Annotated in this window: 19 protein-coding genes; 13 read left to right on the top strand and 6 right to left on the bottom strand. The window is 37.4% G+C overall.

All coding sequences use genetic code 11. The features are described from left to right. Window positions 1-111 precede the first annotated feature (111 nt). Genes mutY through JM81_RS10145 form a run of 6 tightly spaced genes read left to right on the top strand, consistent with a single transcriptional unit; the run spans window position 112 to window position 5,669 of the window. Window positions 112-1,161: an A/G-specific adenine glycosylase gene (gene mutY / locus JM81_RS10170; protein WP_144803002.1), complete on the top strand. Its 1,050-nt coding sequence runs from the start codon at window positions 112-114 to the stop codon at window positions 1,159-1,161. A gap of 27 nt (window positions 1,162-1,188) precedes the next feature. Then, complete coding sequence (locus tag JM81_RS10165; protein ID WP_144802999.1) at window positions 1,189-1,650, top strand: single-stranded DNA-binding protein; 462 nt, start codon at window positions 1,189-1,191, stop codon at window positions 1,648-1,650. Window positions 1,651-1,670: 20 nt separating this feature from the next. Further along, entirely contained in the window at window positions 1,671-2,999 is a 1,329-nt protein-coding gene (locus JM81_RS10160; RefSeq protein ID WP_379921251.1) for a gliding motility-associated protein GldE, read from the top strand. Then, window positions 2,989-3,546, top strand: a complete 558-nt coding sequence (gldD, locus tag JM81_RS10155; protein WP_144802996.1) for a gliding motility lipoprotein GldD — start codon at window positions 2,989-2,991, stop codon at window positions 3,544-3,546. Before JM81_RS10160 ends, gldD begins: the two co-directional genes overlap by 11 nt. 10 nt (window positions 3,547-3,556) lie before the next feature. Beyond that, window positions 3,557-4,507 carry a pyridoxal-phosphate dependent enzyme gene (locus tag JM81_RS10150; RefSeq protein ID WP_144802993.1) on the top strand — a complete coding sequence of 317 codons (951 nt, stop codon included), beginning with the start codon at window positions 3,557-3,559 and terminating at the stop codon, window positions 4,505-4,507. Window positions 4,508-4,562: 55 nt separating this feature from the next. Beyond that, window positions 4,563-5,669 carry an MBL fold metallo-hydrolase gene (locus JM81_RS10145; RefSeq protein ID WP_144805625.1) on the top strand — a complete coding sequence of 369 codons (1,107 nt, stop codon included), beginning with the start codon at window positions 4,563-4,565 and terminating at the stop codon, window positions 5,667-5,669. A gap of 5 nt (window positions 5,670-5,674) precedes the next feature. Here the strand turns inward: JM81_RS10145 and JM81_RS10140 are convergent, their stop codons facing one another. Both JM81_RS10140 and JM81_RS10135 read right to left on the bottom strand, forming a co-directional pair. Continuing rightward, entirely contained in the window at window positions 5,675-6,127 is a 453-nt protein-coding gene (locus tag JM81_RS10140) for a hypothetical protein (protein WP_144802990.1), read from the bottom strand. Window positions 6,128-6,131: 4 nt separating this feature from the next. Beyond that, on the bottom strand, window positions 6,132-6,485 hold the full coding sequence (locus JM81_RS10135) for a heavy-metal-associated domain-containing protein (protein ID WP_144802988.1): 354 nt from the start codon (window positions 6,483-6,485) through the stop codon (window positions 6,132-6,134). A gap of 148 nt (window positions 6,486-6,633) precedes the next feature. Between JM81_RS10135 and JM81_RS10130 the strand changes: the two genes are divergently transcribed. Then, window positions 6,634-7,512, top strand: coding sequence for a DMT family transporter (locus JM81_RS10130; protein WP_144802985.1), 879 nt, complete (start codon window positions 6,634-6,636; stop codon window positions 7,510-7,512). Window positions 7,513-7,596: 84 nt separating this feature from the next. Further along, window positions 7,597-8,340 carry a head GIN domain-containing protein gene (locus tag JM81_RS10125; RefSeq protein ID WP_186435559.1) on the top strand — a complete coding sequence of 248 codons (744 nt, stop codon included), beginning with the start codon at window positions 7,597-7,599 and terminating at the stop codon, window positions 8,338-8,340. Window positions 8,341-8,404: 64 nt separating this feature from the next. On the opposite strand, the gene JM81_RS10120 is transcribed toward JM81_RS10125, so the two are convergent. Together JM81_RS10120 and JM81_RS10115 are read right to left on the bottom strand one after the other, a co-directional pair. Next, a complete protein-coding gene (locus JM81_RS10120) occupies window positions 8,405-10,480 on the bottom strand; it encodes a M16 family metallopeptidase (protein WP_315897747.1) in 2,076 nt (691 codons plus the stop codon). Between the two features lie 4 nt (window positions 10,481-10,484). Further along, a complete protein-coding gene (locus JM81_RS10115; protein ID WP_144802981.1) occupies window positions 10,485-11,807 on the bottom strand; it encodes a M16 family metallopeptidase in 1,323 nt (440 codons plus the stop codon). Between the two features lie 179 nt (window positions 11,808-11,986). Between JM81_RS10115 and JM81_RS10110 the strand changes: the two genes are divergently transcribed. From JM81_RS10110 to JM81_RS10095, 4 genes are all read left to right on the top strand, one after another. Then, complete coding sequence (locus JM81_RS10110) at window positions 11,987-12,451, top strand: DUF4199 domain-containing protein (RefSeq protein ID WP_089260905.1); 465 nt, start codon at window positions 11,987-11,989, stop codon at window positions 12,449-12,451. Window positions 12,452-12,538: 87 nt separating this feature from the next. After that, window positions 12,539-13,216, top strand: a complete 678-nt coding sequence (gene rplU / locus JM81_RS10105) for a 50S ribosomal protein L21 (protein ID WP_144802978.1) — start codon at window positions 12,539-12,541, stop codon at window positions 13,214-13,216. A 36-nt stretch (window positions 13,217-13,252) separates the two neighbouring features. After that, window positions 13,253-13,513 carry a 50S ribosomal protein L27 gene (rpmA, locus tag JM81_RS10100; RefSeq protein WP_089260903.1) on the top strand — a complete coding sequence of 87 codons (261 nt, stop codon included), beginning with the start codon at window positions 13,253-13,255 and terminating at the stop codon, window positions 13,511-13,513. Between the two features lie 185 nt (window positions 13,514-13,698). Beyond that, window positions 13,699-16,581 (top strand): TonB-dependent receptor, encoded by a 2,883-nt coding sequence (locus JM81_RS10095; RefSeq protein ID WP_261375016.1) that lies wholly within the window; start codon window positions 13,699-13,701, stop codon window positions 16,579-16,581. A 79-nt stretch (window positions 16,582-16,660) separates the two neighbouring features. Here JM81_RS10095 and JM81_RS10090 read toward each other — a convergent pair whose 3' ends face one another. Next, on the bottom strand, window positions 16,661-17,182 hold the full coding sequence (locus JM81_RS10090) for a 5' nucleotidase, NT5C type (RefSeq protein WP_144802975.1): 522 nt from the start codon (window positions 17,180-17,182) through the stop codon (window positions 16,661-16,663). 215 nt (window positions 17,183-17,397) lie between these two features. On the opposite strand from JM81_RS10090, the gene JM81_RS10085 reads away from it, so the two are divergent. After that, a complete protein-coding gene (locus JM81_RS10085; RefSeq protein ID WP_089260902.1) occupies window positions 17,398-17,982 on the top strand; it encodes a DUF3332 domain-containing protein in 585 nt (194 codons plus the stop codon). Window positions 17,983-18,054: 72 nt separating this feature from the next. On the opposite strand, the gene ahcY is transcribed toward JM81_RS10085, so the two are convergent. After that, entirely contained in the window at window positions 18,055-19,371 is a 1,317-nt protein-coding gene (gene ahcY / locus JM81_RS10080; protein WP_089260901.1) for an adenosylhomocysteinase, read from the bottom strand. Window positions 19,372-19,439: the final 68 nt, after the last annotated feature.

The following is a 19,439-nucleotide window of genomic DNA, read 5'->3' as shown; positions in this document are numbered from 1 at the left end:
TTCTGTATGTTTTTTCGGGTTGCAAATATATAAATTAAATTCAATCTTTCTTTCTAATGGGTTAATTTTAAGTAGATAAACTGCTACTTTTATCCCTTAGCATTGATGAGTATGTCGTTTTCGAGTAAAATTTTAAAGTGGTATGGACAAAATAAACGGTCCTTGCCTTGGCGAAATAGCATTGATCCTTATAGGATATGGCTGTCGGAAATCATATTGCAACAAACCCGTGTAGCCCAAGGTACACCGTATTATTTAAGGTTTTTGGAAGCTTTTCCAACGGTAGACGATATGGCCAAAGCTAAGGAAGAAGAAGTGCTTAAATTATGGCAGGGATTAGGGTATTATTCCAGGGCAAGAAATTTACATGCTACCGCAAAAATAATTGTCAATGAGTATAATTCTGTGTTTCCGGACAGTTATAATGAACTGTTAAAATTAAAAGGTGTAGGTGATTATACCGCAAGTGCAATCTCTTCTATTTGTTTTAATGAGGCTAAAGCGGTAGTTGATGGTAACGTCTACAGGGTTCTGGCACGTTATTTTGGAGTGGATATTCCCATTAATAGTAGTAAGGGTATTCAATATTTTAAATCATTGGCCCAAAAGGTCATGGATGTTGAACATATTAGGGACTATAATCAAGCTATAATGGAATTTGGTGCAATACAATGCTCTCCTAAAAAGCCACTATGCCTGCATTGTCCTTTAAGTGAAAGTTGTGTAGCCCTGCAAAAAGGACTTGTAGGTCAATTACCGGTCAAGATTAGAAAGGCTAAAGTCCGCGATAGGTATTTTAATTATTTAGTACCTATATATAAGGATGAAAAAGGTGATGTGTTCACCAGTCTACAAAAAAGAAACGCGAAGGGCATTTGGCAAAATTTATGGGAGTTTCCTTTATTGGAAACCAGTGCTAATATGAATCTTCAAGAAATACACACAAAGTACCATGACATATTTGGTGATTTAGGCAAGGTAGAAATCCTTTCGTATCATGACCGTCCGATCGTGCATAAGCTTTCCCATCAAAATTTACATACTTCTTTTTGGATATTGAATACTACGGTAGATATCCCATTTAAGGTAAAGGTCCAAAATATTGAACAATATCCGGTACCAGTTTTAATTGCAGATTTTATGAAAGCATTTAAATTTTAGTACTTTTGATTTTTATACATTTATACTATGAGCGGGACATTAAATAAGGTAATGCTGATCGGGCATTTAGGAGACGAGGTGAAAATGCATTATTTTGAAGGTGGCGGTAGTATAGGTAGGTTTCCTATAGCCACTAATGAGACATATACCAATAAGTCTACGGGTGAGCGTGTAACCAATACGGATTGGCACAATTGTGTGGTAAGGAACAAGGCTGCGGAAATATGTGAAAAGTATTTGAGCAAAGGAGATAAGGTGTATGTGGAGGGCAGATTAAAAAATCGCCAATGGCAGGGAGAAGATGGTAATACCAGATATTCTACTGAGGTACATGTGCAGGAATTTACATTTTTGACCACTAAGAAAGAAAGTATGCAGAGTGGTGGTGGGTCTGCTCCTAGTCCGCAAAGGGCAAATACAGAGGATAGGACTCCCCCTAAATCACCTGCGCCTTTAAGTCAAGAGGCGGATGACGATTTGCCATTCTAATTAATATTAAACAATAACTATTGGACCCAGACCCCTTACCGTTAGCAATGATATCTTTAGTAGTAAGCGGTGTATTTGCGATAAATATAGTCGTGCTATGTATATTGCTTATCTGTTCTGCACTGATCTCTGGTGCAGAGGTGGCCTTGTTTGGACTTTCTTCTACGGAAATAAAGGAATTACAGGATAAAAAAACGGCAAAGGGTACCATCCTTATAAAACTCTTAGAGCGGCCCAAAAAACTATTGGCCACTATATTGATTGCCAATAATGCCATTAATATTGGGGTGGTCCTATTGTTCAGCATAATTGGGGATACCTTGTTCGCCAATGTAACCAAAGTATGGTTTGGTATTGTTTCTGCCCGTTTTCTATTAGAGGTTGTGGTAGCAACATTTCTTATTTTAATGTTTGGGGAGATATTGCCCAAAGTATATGCCAATAGAAATAGAATGAGCTTTTCCCATTTTATGGCATTTCCATTAAGGGTCTTGGATTTTGTTTTTTCCCCTTTAAGCTTGCCTATGCGATCGGGAACATTGTTTTTATACAATAAATTGGGAAAACAAAAATCTAATTTGAGTGTGGATCATTTATCCCAAGCCTTGGATTTAACCTCACAGGGCGATACAACCAAAGAAGAGAAAAAGATTTTAGAAGGTATCGTGACCTTTGGCAACACGGATACCAAGCAGGTTATGAGGCCGCGTATAGATATATTTGCCTTAAACGAACAAATGAAATTCCCAGAAGTTTTGGGGGAGATAAAAAAGAACGGATATTCCAGGATTCCGGTTTTTGGTGAAAATATTGATACGGTCAAAGGGGTTTTATATGTAAAGGACCTATTGCCATATCTGGATAGAAAGACATTTAATTGGATGACGTTGATAAGGGAACCATATTTTGTTCCTGAAAATAAAAAATTAGATGATCTTTTGGCGGAATTTCAAGATAAGAAAAATCATTTGGCCATTGTGGTTGATGAATACGGCGGCACCTCTGGTCTGGTGACCTTGGAAGATATTATAGAGGAAATAGTTGGAGATATAAGTGATGAATTTGATGATGAAGATCTTATTTATTCCAAATTGGATGATTTCAATTATGTTTTTGAAGGCAAAACCCCACTTAAGGATTTTTACAGGGTAATTCGTCTAGAGGATACCGAAATTTTTGAAGAAAACAAGGGCGAGTCCGAAACCCTTGCCGGTTTTGTATTGGAAAAAGCGGGAAGTTTTCCCAAACGTGGAGAAAAAATACATTTTGAAGCTTATACCTTTGTTGTTGAAGCTATGGATAAAAAAAGACTGAAACAGATAAAAGTTACTTTACCTCATGAAGAATAGTGTATTGATAGGTTTAATAGTATCCTTGTTGTTTGTAGCCGGTTGCCAAGATGACCCCATTCCTAAGCCAAAGGCAAAAATGCGCCTGGAATATCCACAGGGAAAATTGGCGGAATTGGAAACCGAGAATTTTAGTTTTAAATATAATGAACTAGCCATTGCGGAACTTAATGATGACAAGGCTTTTACGATTTCATATCCAGATATGAAGGGGGCAATATTCCTTAGTTATATGAAGATTGATGGAAATTTGGAAAAATTGATCCATGATTCCAAACGTTTAAGCTATGAACATGCCGCAAAAGCGGATAATATTGTAGAGCAACCATATGTTAATCCCAACAAAAGGGTGTATGGTGCTTTGTTTGAAGTGCAGGGCAATGCCGCTTCACAGTCACAATTTTTCGTTACGGACAGTACGTCGCACTTTCTTACGGGATCGGTATATTTTTATACAAAGCCCAACTATGATTCTATTCTCCCTGCAGCGGCCTATCTGCAAAATGATATAAGAGGTATAATTGAAACCTTAGAATGGAAACATTAAAAAAGTAGGTATGGTGACAGCTAATCAATTATCGGAATGTCATGCACGAATAAAGCCCTACATACATAACACCCCGGTTTTTACTTCACGGTTGGTAAATAAGGAATTAGGCGCCAATCTGTTTTTTAAGTGTGAAAATTTTCAACGTGCCGGTGCTTATAAAATGAGGGGTGCAACCAACGCCATTTTACTATTATCCAAGGATCAAAAGAAAAACGGTGTGGTAACCCATTCTTCCGGTAATTTTGCACAGGCATTGTCATTGGCGGCACAAAGTATAGGTGTTGTAGCCCATATTGTCATGCCCAGTACGGCACCGGAGGTTAAAAAAATTGGTGTAAGGGAATATGGTGGAATAATTCACGAATGTACTCCTACGGTAGAGGCTAGACAGGCAATGGCAAACAACATTGCAAATGAGACCGGGGCTACATTTATTCATCCTTCTAATGATGAGCATGTTATAATAGGGCAAGGTACAGCCGCCATGGAACTACTAGGGGAACAGCCCCATTTAGAATATTTGTTCTGTCCTGTAGGAGGAGGGGGATTAATTGCCGGATCTTCGTTGGCGGTCAAATATTTTGGTTCAAAATGCAGTGTATTGGGTGGGGAACCTTTTGAAGCAGATGATGCATACCGCTCATTGATCAGTGGAAAAATTGAGGGAAATACCAGTGTAAATACTATTGCAGATGGATTAAAAACAACTTTAGGAGATATTAATTTTCCAATTATTCAAAACAATGTTGAAGGTATCATAAGGGTAGATGAAGAAGAAATAGTTAGGGCTATGCAAATGATTTGGGAACGAATGAAGCTTATTATTGAACCCTCCAGTGCTGTAGCCGTAGCTGCCGCAATTAACTATTCAAAGAATAATTACAAAGTATTTAAAAATAAAAAAGTGGGCATAATCATATCCGGCGGTAACGTAGATTTACAGAAATTACCCTTTTAATTGCTATAGACCATCCATAAAATGTATGTTAAACCTAAAAAAATTAGTTAAGAAAATGGCATTGGTAATCTTAGTGATTGTAGGTTTAATTGTGTTAAGCGTATTTTTGTTCGTAACCAACAGTCCACAATTTGGGGGTAAAATGACCAAGGAACAAAAGGAACGTTACGTGGTTTCACCTAATTATAAGGACGGAAAATTTGTTAATATCAACGGGGCGGATGTCAATTTGGGTTTTGGCGATATGATGAAATCATTAAAAGGTTATTTTTTTCCTTTGCCCAAAACCATACCTGAACACAATATTTCCGTAGAGGCTATAGATTCTGTCGCAATTGCTGATTACGTTGGTCCTACGCGGTTAATTTGGTTTGGCCATTCAACGTTTCTTTTGCAAAGTGCCACCAAAAATATATTAATTGATCCCATGTTCGGCGAAGTGCCTGCACCAAACTCAATGTTGGGTACTTCTAGGTTCAGTAAAAAATTACCAATAGAAATTGACCAATTGCCACGCATAGATGCCGTAGTGTTTTCTCATGACCATTATGATCACTTGGATTATGGGTCGGTTTTACTATTAAAGGACAAAGTAAACAAATTTATAACCCCCTTGGGTTTGGGAGTACATTTGACAGAATGGGGGGTAGAACAAAAAGATATTCTAGAGCTGGATTGGTGGAATACAACCAATTATTTAGGAATGGAATTTATTTGCACACCTGCTCAGCATTTTTCTGGAAGGGGCATATCAGATAGGGGAAATACTTTATGGAGTTCATGGGTAATTAATCTTGGAAATGAAAAAATATTCTTCAGTGGAGATAGTGGCTATGGTCCCCATTTTCAGAAAATAGGAGATAAATTTGGTCCGTTTGATTTTGCAATGATGGAGTGTGGTCAATACAATGAACTATGGAAAGCAATTCATATGATGCCAGAAGAAACCGCCCAGGCAAGTATAGATGTTAGGGCAAAACGTATGATGCCTATACATTGGGGCGCATTTAAATTAGCTATGCATCCTTGGACGGAACCTATAGAGCGGGTTTCGGTAAAGGCCAAGGAATTAGGGGTAGATATGATAGCTCCAAAAATAGGACAGCCAATATATTTAGACAAACCATTGACCAATAATGAGCAATGGTGGTTAAAATTTTAAAGCTTTTATTGTTGGCTTAAAAGTTCTTGGGCCTTTTTAATACTGGTATTGATATCGTTCTTTACTTGAATAACTTTTTCTTCCTCTTCCAATAACCATTTCTTTTTTTCATCGGAAAGTTCCTTTCCTTTCATAATTTCTTCTGCATCAAAACGGTTTCCAAAACCTTGCATCCAATCCATCATGGCTTTATTGGCATCCTGAAGATCTTTCATGGCTTTGGCTTCTGCAGAATTTATTCCTAGAGAGTCGGCTAGTGGTTTTAATTGTCCGACCAATTTTCCTAAAGTGCCCATTTTGGGCATAACCTCATCATGAATTTTCATTACATGCTCCATTTTTGTAGGCTCCTCTAGATTTACCTTCTCCTTTGAATCTGCCTCTGCTCTCTTTGTTTCTTTGCAAGAAAAGGCACTGAACATTCCTAATAGAGCTAAAATGACGACTAAATTTTTCATGTAATTATTCTTTATTGATTTGAATTGATTTTATTGTGTACACGTAATTATTGAACTTGGTATTTGTAATAATATGTTCAATTTCCTCTAAACCAATAACTGTTGGGTCAAAAACTATTATCCCATTTTTATTCTCAAAACTAATGTCTGCGGAAAGAACACCTTTGGCCTCTTTTAAATTAGCTCCAATTTTATTTGCACAGCCCTCTTGGCAAGCCATACCATCTATGGCTATGGTTGCATGGGTAATATTGTTAGGGGTCTGCATGACAATTTTAGATGTAGATTCTTGTGCAGAAATATCACTAAACGACAATGCAGAAAGAAAAAAGAACGATATAAATAGCTTAATGCCCATAATCAGAATGTTTGTACCAATAGGTCTTAAAAATGAACCTTAATGTAAAGATACCAAATATGTAAAATGATAACATGTTCATATAAATAAAAGAAGTGATAAATCAACTTTCTGCAAAAAACCTCACATTTGTCATAAATAAAAGACTTTGAAAAATATTGAACAAAAGTGGTTATACCTCGTTGTTTTGGCTTTGATTTGGGGTTCCTCATTTATTTTAATTAAAAAATCCTTACTTGGATTTACCCCTTTACAAGTTGGCGGATTACGAATAGTATTTGCATCAATCTTGTTGTTTTTGTTGGGATTTAAATCTTTGAGGACATTATCCGGTAAGGATTGGAAGTATATTGGGATAGCAGGATTGTGCAGTTCTTTTTTTCCTCCTTTTTTCTTTGCAATTGCGCAAATGCAAATTAGTAGTGGTGTTACGTCAATTTTAAATTCGGTAGCTCCATTGTTTACAACATTGGTGGGTATTACATTATTTGGTCTGGCATTTAAGCAAAGGCAAATATGGGGTGTTTTTGTTGGGCTTTTGGGTACTGTAATATTAATTGTAGCGGGTATGGATTTTAATCCGGATCAAAATTATTGGTATTCCTTTTTTATTATAGCCTCTGCATTGGGCTACGCATTCAATATCAATATCATTAAAAAACATTTGGCGCATTTAAGTCCGTTGTCGGTAACTACTGCAAGTTTTGGGGTCGCTTTTTTTCCAGCCCTTGCAGTACTTTTGTATACTGATGTTTTGGTGACGTTTTCAGAAAATGGGGCAATGCATAACGCAGTATGGTATGTATTGATATTGGCCTTGTTGGGTACAGCTTTGGCAAATATTATGTTCAATAAACTTATAAAATTGTCCAGCCCGGTATTTGCGGCTTCGGTAACCTATTTAATTCCACTTGTTGCAGTATTATGGGGATGGTTGGATGGCGAGTCAATAAGCATTTTCCAACTTTTTGGTGGATTGGTTATCTTGTTTGGGGTGTGGTTGGTAAACCGAAAAAGGAAAGTTTAAGGCGTTTATTGTAGAAGCAACTGTAACAAGTTAAAACAATGATTGTCTTTACTTTGAAAATATAACTTATAAGGTATGGTACATATGAAAAAAATTATTCTTTCCGTTTTTATGATTATAGGTGTGGTTTGTGGTCTATGGGCACAAGACAGCTCATTTGCGGTAACATCTTTCAATAAAATAATTGTAAGTCCGCATATAGAGGTAAACTTAGTGGAAGGTGATCAAGAAGGTGTTGTTATCAATAATGCCAAAGTTCCCATGGATAAAATAAATGTTGAAGTAGAAGGTAATGTGTTAAGGCTTTATTTGGATGGTGCAAAGGTGGTCACCAAGTCAGAACGTGTTTCCAGTGACCATTGGAGAGGTAGCAAACCATTATATAACGGCACCATGGTAACTGCAACGATTACTTATAGGGAATTAAGGAACTTATCGGTTAGGGGAGAAGAAATAGTAAGGAGCGAAGGTCCTTTGAAAGCCAATGATTTTAAAATGTCTTTATACGGTGAAGCTAAGGTTTATTTAAGTGACGTGGATTTTGATGCGTTTACGGTTGCAATCTATGGAAGTAGCTATTTGGAAATCAGTAAGGGAAATATAAATAGACAGGTATATAGGGCCTATGGTGAAAGTGAGGTAAATACTTTGGGAATGCATGCGGATGAAACAAAGATAACCGCCTATGGGGAAAGTAATTTTAGGGTAAATGTAGCAGAACGTTTAAAAGTAACCTGTTATGGTGAGACGAATGTTAGTTATATTGGTGATCCAAGTGTGGACAAAGGTATAATCATTGGAGAGGCAAAGGTTCATAAAATTGGATAATTTCAATATATAGAAAATAAAAAACCCGCTTTTTAGCGGGTTTTTTTATGAATACAATTAATAATTATTTAAAATCTTCTTCAGATACACCTTCGTTAACCTTGATTTCGGATACTATAAATTCAAAAGATTGTGGGCCCATGGTCTGTGTAAGTTTAAAAGGAAACAATATTCCGTTCACTTCCCTGTAATCTTCATAGGTAAAGGTGGACTGTATTTGCTGACCTTGCATTTCTGCAATATTTACCTCTTGTAGTTTAAGGCCTGTTTCTACATCATAGAAAATAGTTTTATCATCGGAAACTTTTACTTTAAATGCACTTTTGTCACCGACCATTTCTGCTCCGTCCAAGGAAATATCTGAATTGGTCAAATATTGGAGTTCAACAAATGGGGCGGATTCCGCTTTAATTTTCAGAAGTTCTTCACCGGAGAGTTCCATTCGTTGACCTTGGTTTACCATATAGCCAGTATCACCGTCCAATACTTGTTTGCTCACTGAATTCCCCATCATCTTTACATCTTGCATAAATTGGTTGGCTGCTGTTTTTTTAATCTCAAGGTCTAGTTGCATTCCTTGCATCTCAGCTGCAGCGGTCATTAAAAAAGTATCTACATCCTCTAATTTTTCTTTGCCACCAATAGCGGTAATATAAGAACTGATAACCTCGTTTGCGGTCAAGTTTTCGGGAACTGAACTTTCGTAGTTAGGGGCTTCTGTCCGTTCTGCATTCTTGGTATAGTGTAAAACGGGTATTTTTTTGCCATTCAGGTCAATTTGCTCCAAATTGGATAGTATTTCGCTTCCTTTTCCTGCTACCACAATTCTGGCATTATCCACATTGAAAAATTTTTGCGCGGCCATTTGCACTTCCTCTGTACTTATGTTATCAAGTCTTTCCAAATAGGTCTTGTAAAAATCCTTGGGCAAGTCCTCGGTTTCTATATTTAGGGCATATTGGGCAACTGTTTGTGGATTTTCAAGTGCAAGAACAAATCTACCGGCATATTTGGCCTTTGTATTTTTCAGTTCTTTTTCACTAACAGGTTCTACGGTTATGCGTTTAATTTCCTTTAGTAATTCTACAATGGCACTATCTGTCACCATATTTCTCACGCTTGCTCCCGCAGTAAATCTCGTAGGCACAAATTTGTTGTTCCTAATGGCAGATGAGGAGCTATAAGTATACCCTTTATCTTCTCTTAAGTTTAAGAACAGACGACCTTCTGCACCGCCTCCTAAAATTTGATTTGCTACCAGGGCGGCTAAATAATCACTGTCTTTCATCTTTAGATTAACGATATTCTGTACCGTAATTTCAGATTGGACGGCATTGGGCAAATCAACAAAATTAATCTGTGTGTTTGGAACGTTTATGGGCTGTGAATATGAAAATGAAGGAGGAACGGCTTTTGTCCAAGAAGTAAAATATTCTTCGGTCAATTGTTTTACCTGATCTATGGTTATATCTCCAATGATGATCAAGTATGCATTGGCAGGTACAAAATAGTCTCTGTAAAATGCTTCTACATCCGTCAAGGAAATGTTTTTTACCGTTTCTTCGGATGTTATTTCCCCGTAAGGATGATCTTTGCCGTAAGCCAATGCCAATTGCACCCTGTTGGCAATTGCCGATACATCTTTCTCTTCGGTCTTAAGGCCTGTAATCAGTTTATTTTTTTCTTTTTCAAATTCTTCTTGTGTAAAATTAGGATTAATGGCGGCATCTGCCATCAGTTCCATCATACGTGGAAAATATTTGGAAAGAGAACTGGCATATGCACCTTGGGAACCAAAATTTAAACGGGCGCCTAAGAAATCTATCTCTTCGTTAAACTCATCTTTTGGAATATTGGTAGACCCGTTACCAAGAAGGCTCCCGGTAAGACTACTTACTCCCGCCTTATTTCCTTCCAAAATAGGTGGGTTGTCTATAGTTAATTGAATGCTGACCCTGGGTAGTTTATGGTTTTCCACGACCATTACCTTTAACCCGTTGTTCAGTTTAAAACTGGTAGGAGTCTTTAAGTTAATTTCCGGAGCTGGCCCGGGCTTAGGCATTACTGTGCGGTCTACTTGTGCTTGAGCGGCTATACTTATAAAAAATGCCGCAATTAATATCGTTATTCTTTTCATCATTGTGTTAGTTTGCAGGGTTTTCCTCAGGTAGGTATTCTAATAAAAGTCTTTGGTTGGTGTTTAAACATTTGCTGGCTACATTCTTTATCTCTTCGCGGGTAATTGATCTATAAACTTCAATTTCCTTGTTGATCAAAGAAGTATCCCCGTATAACAAATAGTATCTGGCCAAAGAATTCGCGATTCCCTCAACACTTGAATTGGAGTTGACAAATTGATTTTCAAATTTATTTTGGATTTTTTGATAGTCTTTTTCAGAAATCAATGTTGTCCTTACTTTTTCAATTTCTTCCTCCATTTCGGTATATAGAACTTCTAGAGTGGTTTCTCCTACAGGTAGCCCAAAGACTACGTACATACCGTAATCTTCTTGGGAAATATTAAATGCTCCAACTTGTAACGCTTGTTTTTGGTCATCCACCATTTTTTTATATAATTTGGATGATGGCCCATCGCTTAAATATGTGGAAATAACATCCAGTACATAAGCATCCCTTTCTGTGAATCCTGGGGTTCTATATGCAACCATGGCAGCCGGTATCTGAATATTGGGGTCATTGAAAGTTGCTTTTTTCTGTGTTGTAATAGGGGTTTCCTCTGGGTAATTACGAGTGATGGCGTTACCCTTTGGTATTGGTCCAAAATAGTCTTTGACCAATTTTTTGGTTTCGGTAAGGTCTATATCTCCAGCAACCACTAAAACGGCATTGTTAGGTACATAATATTTTTGGTTGTAGACAAGAACATCATCCAATGTTGCTGCATCCAAGTCTTTCATATAACCAATGTTTGGATCTTTATAAGGGTGTACATCAAATAGGTTTTTTCCTAAAACCGGTAAGAACTGTCCGTAAGGCGAGTTGTCATAGCTAAGTCTTTTTTCTTCTTTGACTACCTCTTTTTGGGTATCTATACCGCTTTGGTCTATAATGGGATGTAGCATCCGTTCTGATTCTAACCAAAGACCTAATTTTAAGTTGTTGGAAGGAAAAACTTCATAATAATAGGTACGGTCTTGGGTGGTATTGGCGTTATTGGTGCCGCCATTAGAGGAAACGATTTCAAACCATTTACCTTTTTCTATATTCTTGGTTCCTTCAAACAACAGGTGTTCAAACAAATGAGCAAAGCCGGTTCTTCCTTCAGTTCTATCCTTGCCCCCAACATGGTACATAACAGAAGTCGTTACAATAGGTGTGGTTTTATCTTGATGTAATATTACGTGGAGGCCGTTGTCCAGATCGTATTCTTCATAATTTACCTCTTGGGCAAATGTTGTAATTCCACATAACAAGATCGCCGATGATCGGAGTAATAGTTTTTTCATTTAAATAGTGTTTAGTATAAAGGTTGTATATGTTTAGTGGTTAAAATATTAATAGTGTTACACTAAAAATAAAGAATTGTAGGTAAATTTTTATTAATGTTAATTCTTTAACACCAATTTTTTAAAAATTTAAAGTTTATTGATTACCTTAAAGGAGTTAATAATCAAGGTTTTAAGGTATGAAAAATTATGCGTTACCTATTCGTTTCGGAGTTGCGGCAAGTGGTTGTTTAATAGCTTACTTTTTAATTTTGTCTCTTCTTGGGCTCCATGTCAATGTTTTCTACAGTTTGTTTAATGTGGTTATTACCGGTTTTGCCATTTATGAGGCCATAAAATATTATAAAGTCCAAAAGGGTAGGGACTTTACGTATGGAGAAGGGTTTGTGGCCGGTTTGGTAACCGGTGGGGTGGCAACATTCATATTCACCTTATTTTTTGCGTTGTATTCCACAGAATTACAGCCAGGATTTTTAGAGGAATTATCTACAAAATGGGCAAGTACTTACCGCAGTTTTGAGGCTATAGTTTTTCTTGTTGTAGCGGTTATGGGCTTTACTACAAGCTTGGTTTTGACCTTGGCCTATATGCAACTGTTTAAGGCTACGAACACTACAAAAATAAAACAGGTGCAAAATTCCTAAAAAACACTTGTAAATTCACGATTAAGAAGTATATTTGCACCCGCCTATGGAAAAAATCCATTAGGTTTAATTTTTACATTTAACAATATGTACGCAATTGTAGAGATGGCAGGGCAGCAATTTAAAGTTGCAAAAGACCAAAAAGTGTACGTTCACCGTTTACAGACAGAAGAAGGGAAAAAGGTTACTTTTGACAATGTTCTTCTTTTGGCAGATGGATCGAATGTTACCGTTGGCGCCCCGGCTATAGACGGAGCCGCAGTAGAGGCTAAAGTCGTTAAACACCTTAGAGGAGATAAGGTAATCGTTTTTCATAAGAAAAGACGTAAAGGTTACAAAAAGAAAAATGGACATCGTCAATCCTTGACTGAGATTGTTATTGAGTCCATAATTTCAAAAGGAGCAAAGAAGACAGAAACCAAAAAAGCTGAGCCCAAGGCAAAGAAAGCTGATGGTAAGGCAGCTCCAGTAGATGTTTCCGTAGCATCCAAGCCAAAAGCAAAAAAGGCAACGGCAAAGGGTGATGATTTAAAAAAGATTGAAGGTATTGGGCCAAAAATAGCCGAAACCTTAAACGCTGCAGGAATTTCGACTTTTGCAGAGTTGGCAAAAACAGACGCGGCCAAGATTTCTGAAATCATTGCTGACGTTCGTGGAAACCATGTAACTGATACTTGGCCAAAGCAAGCACAATTAGCAGCTGACGGTAAATGGGAAGAGTTACAAAAATGGCAAGATGAATTAGATGGTGGTGTAGCTAAATAAGCTTACCATTAAGTATAATATATAAAACCTTAGACAATGGCACATAAGAAAGGTGTAGGTAGTTCAAAAAACGGTAGGGAATCAGAATCGAAACGATTAGGAGTTAAGATTTTTGGTGGTCAGGCCGCTGTTGCTGGTAACATTATTGTTAGACAGCGAGGAACAAGACACAATCCTGGTGAAAATGTTTACGCAGGAAAAGATCATACATTACACGCACGTGTAGATGGTTTGGTAAAGTTTACGAAAAAAGCAGGTGGAAAATCTTTTGTTTCCATTGAGCCTTTCGAAGCTTAATCATTAGAAAAATTAAGTTAAAAAACCCCTCTTCTTATTGAAGAGGGGTTTTTTGTTAGGCTAGGGTTAAGTAATGGTAAACTGGCCTGTAAATTGAAATAAGCTTAAAATATCCTTAAGGTTTACACAACATTGTTTTGTTTGCACTTTAATTTCTTTGTGGCCAAATAACAACCACTTAGAAAATGAAAAATGCTGTTTTTTTTTACTTAGTATTACTTGTGCCTATGATTGCCATGGCACAATCAGGAAATGTTCAGGGTACCGTAACAGATGAGAACGGCCTTTATTTGCCCGGGGCAAATGCAATTATTACTTCGCTCTCCAAAGGAGCAATTACGGATTTTGATGGTAGGTTCGCTATAGTAGATGTACCGGTAGGAACATACACTATAGAAATCTCTTATTTAGGTTATGCGGAACTTTACAAGGAAATTACGGTAGAGGAAAATACCACGATCAGTGTTAATTTTTCCATTGAGCCCAAAACTATGGAGCTTGATGGTGTTGAGGTTTCTGCCTATGGCTTAAGTGGCCAATCTAAAGCCTTGAATACCCAAAGGACAAACCTTAATATTACCAATGTGGTATCTACCGATCAGATCGGCAAGTTTCCTGATGCCAATATTGGTGATGCCGTTAAAAGAATACCGGGAATAACCATGCAGGTTGATCAAGGTGAGGCAAGAAACGTTATTGTGCGTGGACTTTCGCCTCAACTAAATTCCGTGACCCTTAATGGAAGTAGGGTGCCCTCTGCCGAAGGGGATAATAGAAACGTACAGATGGATTTAATTCCGGCAGATATGATCCAGTCCATAGAAGTTAGTAAGGCGGTTACCCCAGATATGGATGCAGATGCCCTTGGTGGTTCCGTAAACCTTATCACAAGAACGTCTCCACAAGGCTTTAGACTTTCTGCCACTCTAGGGTCGGGAATTAATTTTATAACAGACAAGCCAATTCTGAATGGTTCCGTGCTATTGGGTGACCGTAGTAAAAACGATAAGTTTGGATGGATGCTTGCAGTATCTGGAAACGATAATGATTTTGGATCGGACAACGTTGAGGCGGAATGGACCAATGAATTTGAATATAATACAGGAGTAGAGGATGATGAAGGGGAGCCAATTTTGGAAGAGGTAAATGTAGCTCCTTACGTAAACGTGTATGAGCAGCGGGAATATTTAGTACAGCGTATTAGAAGAAGCTTTTCCGCGAACTTGGATTATAAGCTTGATGTAAATAATACGGTATTTTTAAAAACCATGTACAATTGGCGTGACGATAGGGAAAACCGTTTTAGATTGGAACATGAGATTTTAGATGCCGAAGATATTGAATTGGGAGATTTTACGATCACGGACGGGATGCCTACAAGTTTTCCCGTGGAGGTGAAAAGGCAGTCTAAAGGAGGTATTGATAGTAAAAGGAATAAAAACCGACGCCTAGAGGACCAAAGAATGCAAAATTATAGTTTGGGGGGAAATCATCTTTGGGGCAATGTCAAGGTAGATTGGATGACATCCTATGCCAAAGCCAGTGAGGAAAGACTTAATGAGCGTTACGCGGAGTTTGAATCTGAATATATCGTTAATAATGATGTGTTGAATTCCAGATATCCAAGATTTTCAGTGGCAAATGCCGAGGATGCCGCCTTAACCAATTTTGAGTACAGTGAGATTACCGAAGAAAACCAATATACCGAAGAAGAAGATATAAACGTATTTATTAATTTTCAGCTGCCGCTTGATATTTTTGGTCAAGGGGACGGTACGTTAAAATTTGGTGCAAGGGGCAGGTTCAAATCCAAGTTAAGGGAAAACAATTTTTATGAATTTGACCTAGAGGATGACTTTCCTACCTTGGCAGATGTGCCGGTCAAGGAGTACAGTGATACTAATTTTTTGGCCGGAAGTCAATATCAAATAGGTTCATTTGCAAGTGAAGATTGGTTGGGGGCTTTAAATTTAGTTCCTAATAATGGTGAGTTGATCGTAGATGAATTTGCACCCGCTAATTTTAACGTTAATGAGGATGTGTTTGCCGGTTATGTAATGGTCAATCAAAAACTTAGTGAAAAATTTAGCGTCTTAGCCGGATTGCGTATAGAAAACACAAATTTAGAATCTAAGGGTAATAGGGTCATTTATATAGAAGAGGACGAAGATGCGGGTATTGAGGAAGCTATAGTCGTAGAAGAAGTAAATGGCGAAAACTCATATTCAAATATACTGCCCGGAGTACATTTTAAATACAATCTTACGAATAATACCATATTGCGGTTTGCGTGGACAAACACCTTGGCACGACCAAACTATCAAGATTTAATACCAAGGGCAGAGGTTATCAATGAAGATAAGGAGTTGGTTTTGGGTAATGCCGATTTAAGTCCTACGACATCCATGAATTTTGATATCATGGCAGAGCATTATTTTCAAAGTGTTGGGTTGCTATCCGGCGGCTTATTTTACAAAAATATAGATGATTTTATCTATACTTTTATCTATGAGGCCCCAGATGATAGTTTAGGTGCTGGTACAGAAGGGTATGATGTATTTCAACCTTTAAATGGGGACAGTGCAACCATATTTGGTATGGAACTTGCTTTTCAGCGTCAATTGGATTTTCTCCCGGGTTTTGCAAGAAATTTTAGTATCTATTTAAATTATACCTATTTATCCTCTACCGCAGAGGGTATTAGAAATGAGGATGGAGATGAGCGGAACGATTTGGATTTGCCAAATACCTCGCCCAATATGTTCAACGGTTCTTTGGCCTATGCGGATAAAAAATTCAGTGCACGTTTATCTGCCAATTTTTCGGATAGTTATATAGATGAAATTGGGGGGAACAATTTTGAGGATAGGTACTATGATACCCAGTTATTTATAGATATGAACGCATCGTATCAAATTAATGGTAATCTAAGTATTTATGCGGACTTAAATAATGTCACCAATCAGCCTTTACGATATTTTCAAGGTGTTAAGGAGCGTACGCAGCAAATGGAATTTTATGGTCAGCGCTTTACAGTGGGCCTAAAATATGACCTATTTAAAAAATAATGTTGATAACAGTAAGTAATATATACAACAGCGGCCATTTATTTGGTCGCTGTTTTTTTGGCAACATTTTTACATGGTGTTACATCAATTTATTTGCAATTTCAAACCAGGTGTCAACACGTTCAAATCCTGATGTATTGATATTATGTGGTGAGGTAAATTGCAACGCACGCCCATTAAATTTTTCAAGATTGTAATTTCTGTCATCGATCAGGACATCACCCTTTAAAATATGCTTATGTCCGCATAGAATTCTATTCTGCCATGGAATAAAAGGAAAATGTTCATCTAGCCAATCGCTCTTTTCCTCTAATGAATTAGGAAACTGCATAGCTGCCGAGGCTATATAGACATCATGTTTGTTAGATAATTGTGCAAGTATTTCCTGGCTACCTGGTATAGGTTTTAAGTTTCTGAAAAAACCACGTCTGGTAGCATGTTTTTTAACACTCTCTTGGTGGGCTTCCGGTACCATACGCCATACTTCAGAGCCCGCACATAATTCTGTAGTCAATTCCCCTTTAAATTCTTGGTTGTAAAGCTCAATGTGCGCCCCGTAGGTATCCGCTATGACCTCGTCCATATCCACAAATATGATCATGTTGTTCAATTTTATGACGAAGTACGGAAAATTACACCTTATAATAAAATGGGATATTGAACCAGTTGTAATTTTATAAAAGTCAAAATAATTGGGATTTTGTTGATTCATTTAAAGCTTTCAAAGAGCATTAAAGGCAATAAAATTTGTAAACAAGCATAGGTTTTCAATTTAAAATCATCTAATTTGATAGTTAATTCTAAACAATCTTAATTATGAAAAAATCAATTATCTGTGTTGCAATGGCCAGTACGCTATTATTTTCTAGCTGTCTAGGTTCTTTTAGTGCCTTTAATAATCTAAAGGATTGGAACCAAGGAGTGTCTGACAGTAAATTTGTAAACAACCTTGTATTTTGGGGTCTAAATATAATACCGGTTTATGGTCTGTTCTTTTTGGGAGATACCATAATTTTCAATGTTATTGAATTTTGGAGCGGTTCTAATCCAATTGCCATGAAAGAAGGAGAACAAGAAACGCAAATGGTAGAAAGAGACGGAAATACTTTTGAAATGACCGCTACTAAAAACAGAATGCAGATTACCGTTGTTGAGGGACCTAAAAAAGGAAAAAAGATAGATTTGGTTTATAAGCCAAGCGAAAAATCTTGGAACGCAGTAAGACCAAATGGAGAAATTATTAAATTATCTTCCTTTGAAGAAGGATTTTATATTGTTTATATGCCCAATGGACAGGAAATAAAAATTAATCCGTTAAGTTCAAAAGAGGAAGGTTTGGCCCAAATAAAGGAACAGACAGATTGTTATTATTTAGAAGGAATGTTAGCTTCAAATAATTAATAAATAACATAGTGGTCAACAAATAAAAAAGGTCCTGATTTTCGTCAGGACCTTTTTTGTATAATGAACTTATTAGTATCTATAGTATTCCGGTTTAAACGGACCTTCTACGGTTACCCCAATATATTCAGCTTGATCTTGCTTTAATTCGGTAAGTTCCGCTCCTAAGCGAGATAAGTGTAATTTGGCAACCTTTTCATCTAAATGTTTAGGTAGCATGTATACCTTGTTCTCATAAGAATCGCTATTTTTCCAAAGCTCTATCTGTGCCAAGGTCTGGTTGGTAAAAGAATTGCTCATTACAAAACTAGGATGTCCTGTGGCGCAACCTAAGTTTACCAATCTTCCTTCTGCCAATACAATTACATCCTTGCCGTTAATGGTATATTTATCTACCTGTGGCTTGATTTCATCCTTGGTATGGCCATGGTTTTTGTTTAACCAGCCCATATCTATTTCATTGTCAAAGTGGCCTATGTTACAAACAATGGCCTTATCCTTTAGTGCTTCAAAATGCTCAGCTCTGATAATATCCTTATTACCTGTGGTGGTAATAACGATATCCGCATTGCCTATTACCGTTTCCAATTTTTTGACTTCAAATCCGTCCATACAAGCCTGTAGAGCGCAAATTGGGTCAATTTCGGTAACCGTAACTATAGATCCGGCACCTTTGAACGAAGCCGCCGTACCTTTGCCAACATCTCCATAACCAGCAACAACTACGCGTTTACCTGCTAACATGGTATCCGTGGCCCTACGTATGGCATCTACCGCACTTTCCCTACATCCATATTTATTATCAAATTTCGATTTAGTAACAGAATCGTTCACATTAATGGCGGGCATAGGTAGTGTACCATTTTTTACACGCTCATATAAACGGTGTACTCCTGTAGTAGTTTCTTCTGAAAGTCCTTTAATACCTGCGGCCATTTCGGGATATTTATCCAGCACCATATTGGTAAGGTCGCCGCCATCATCAAGGATCATGTTCAACGGTTTTCTGTCCTCTCCAAAAAATAAGGTTTGTTCAATGCACCAATCAAACTCTTCTTCGTTCATACCCTTCCAGGCATAAACAGGTACACCGGTTGCGGCAATTGCGGCAGCAGCCTGATCTTGGGTAGAAAATATATTACATGAGCTCCAAGTTACCTCTGCGCCCAATGCGGTCAATGTTTCGATCAACACAGCTGTCTGTATGGTCATATGAAGACATCCGGCAATACGCGCGCCCTTTAAAGGTTGTTCATTTTTGTACTCTTCTCTTAACGACATTAGTCCCGGCATTTCAGCTTCTGCCAGTTCAATTTCTTTCCTTCCCCAATCGGCAAGTGTAATATCCTTAACCTTATAAGGCACATACGGTATAGTTTTCGTGCTCATATCTATATTATTTTATACTTTCGTTTATCTGTGATCAGCAATTTTTATGAAGTCACAAAGGTACGAAT

Source organism: Maribacter sp. MAR_2009_72 (genome assembly GCF_007827235.1).
In the GTDB taxonomy this organism is placed as follows: Bacteria; Bacteroidota; Bacteroidia; order Flavobacteriales; family Flavobacteriaceae; genus Maribacter; species Maribacter sedimenticola.
Note: the sequence above shows the minus strand (reverse complement) of the source record. Positions and strands in the feature narration are given on the sequence as shown.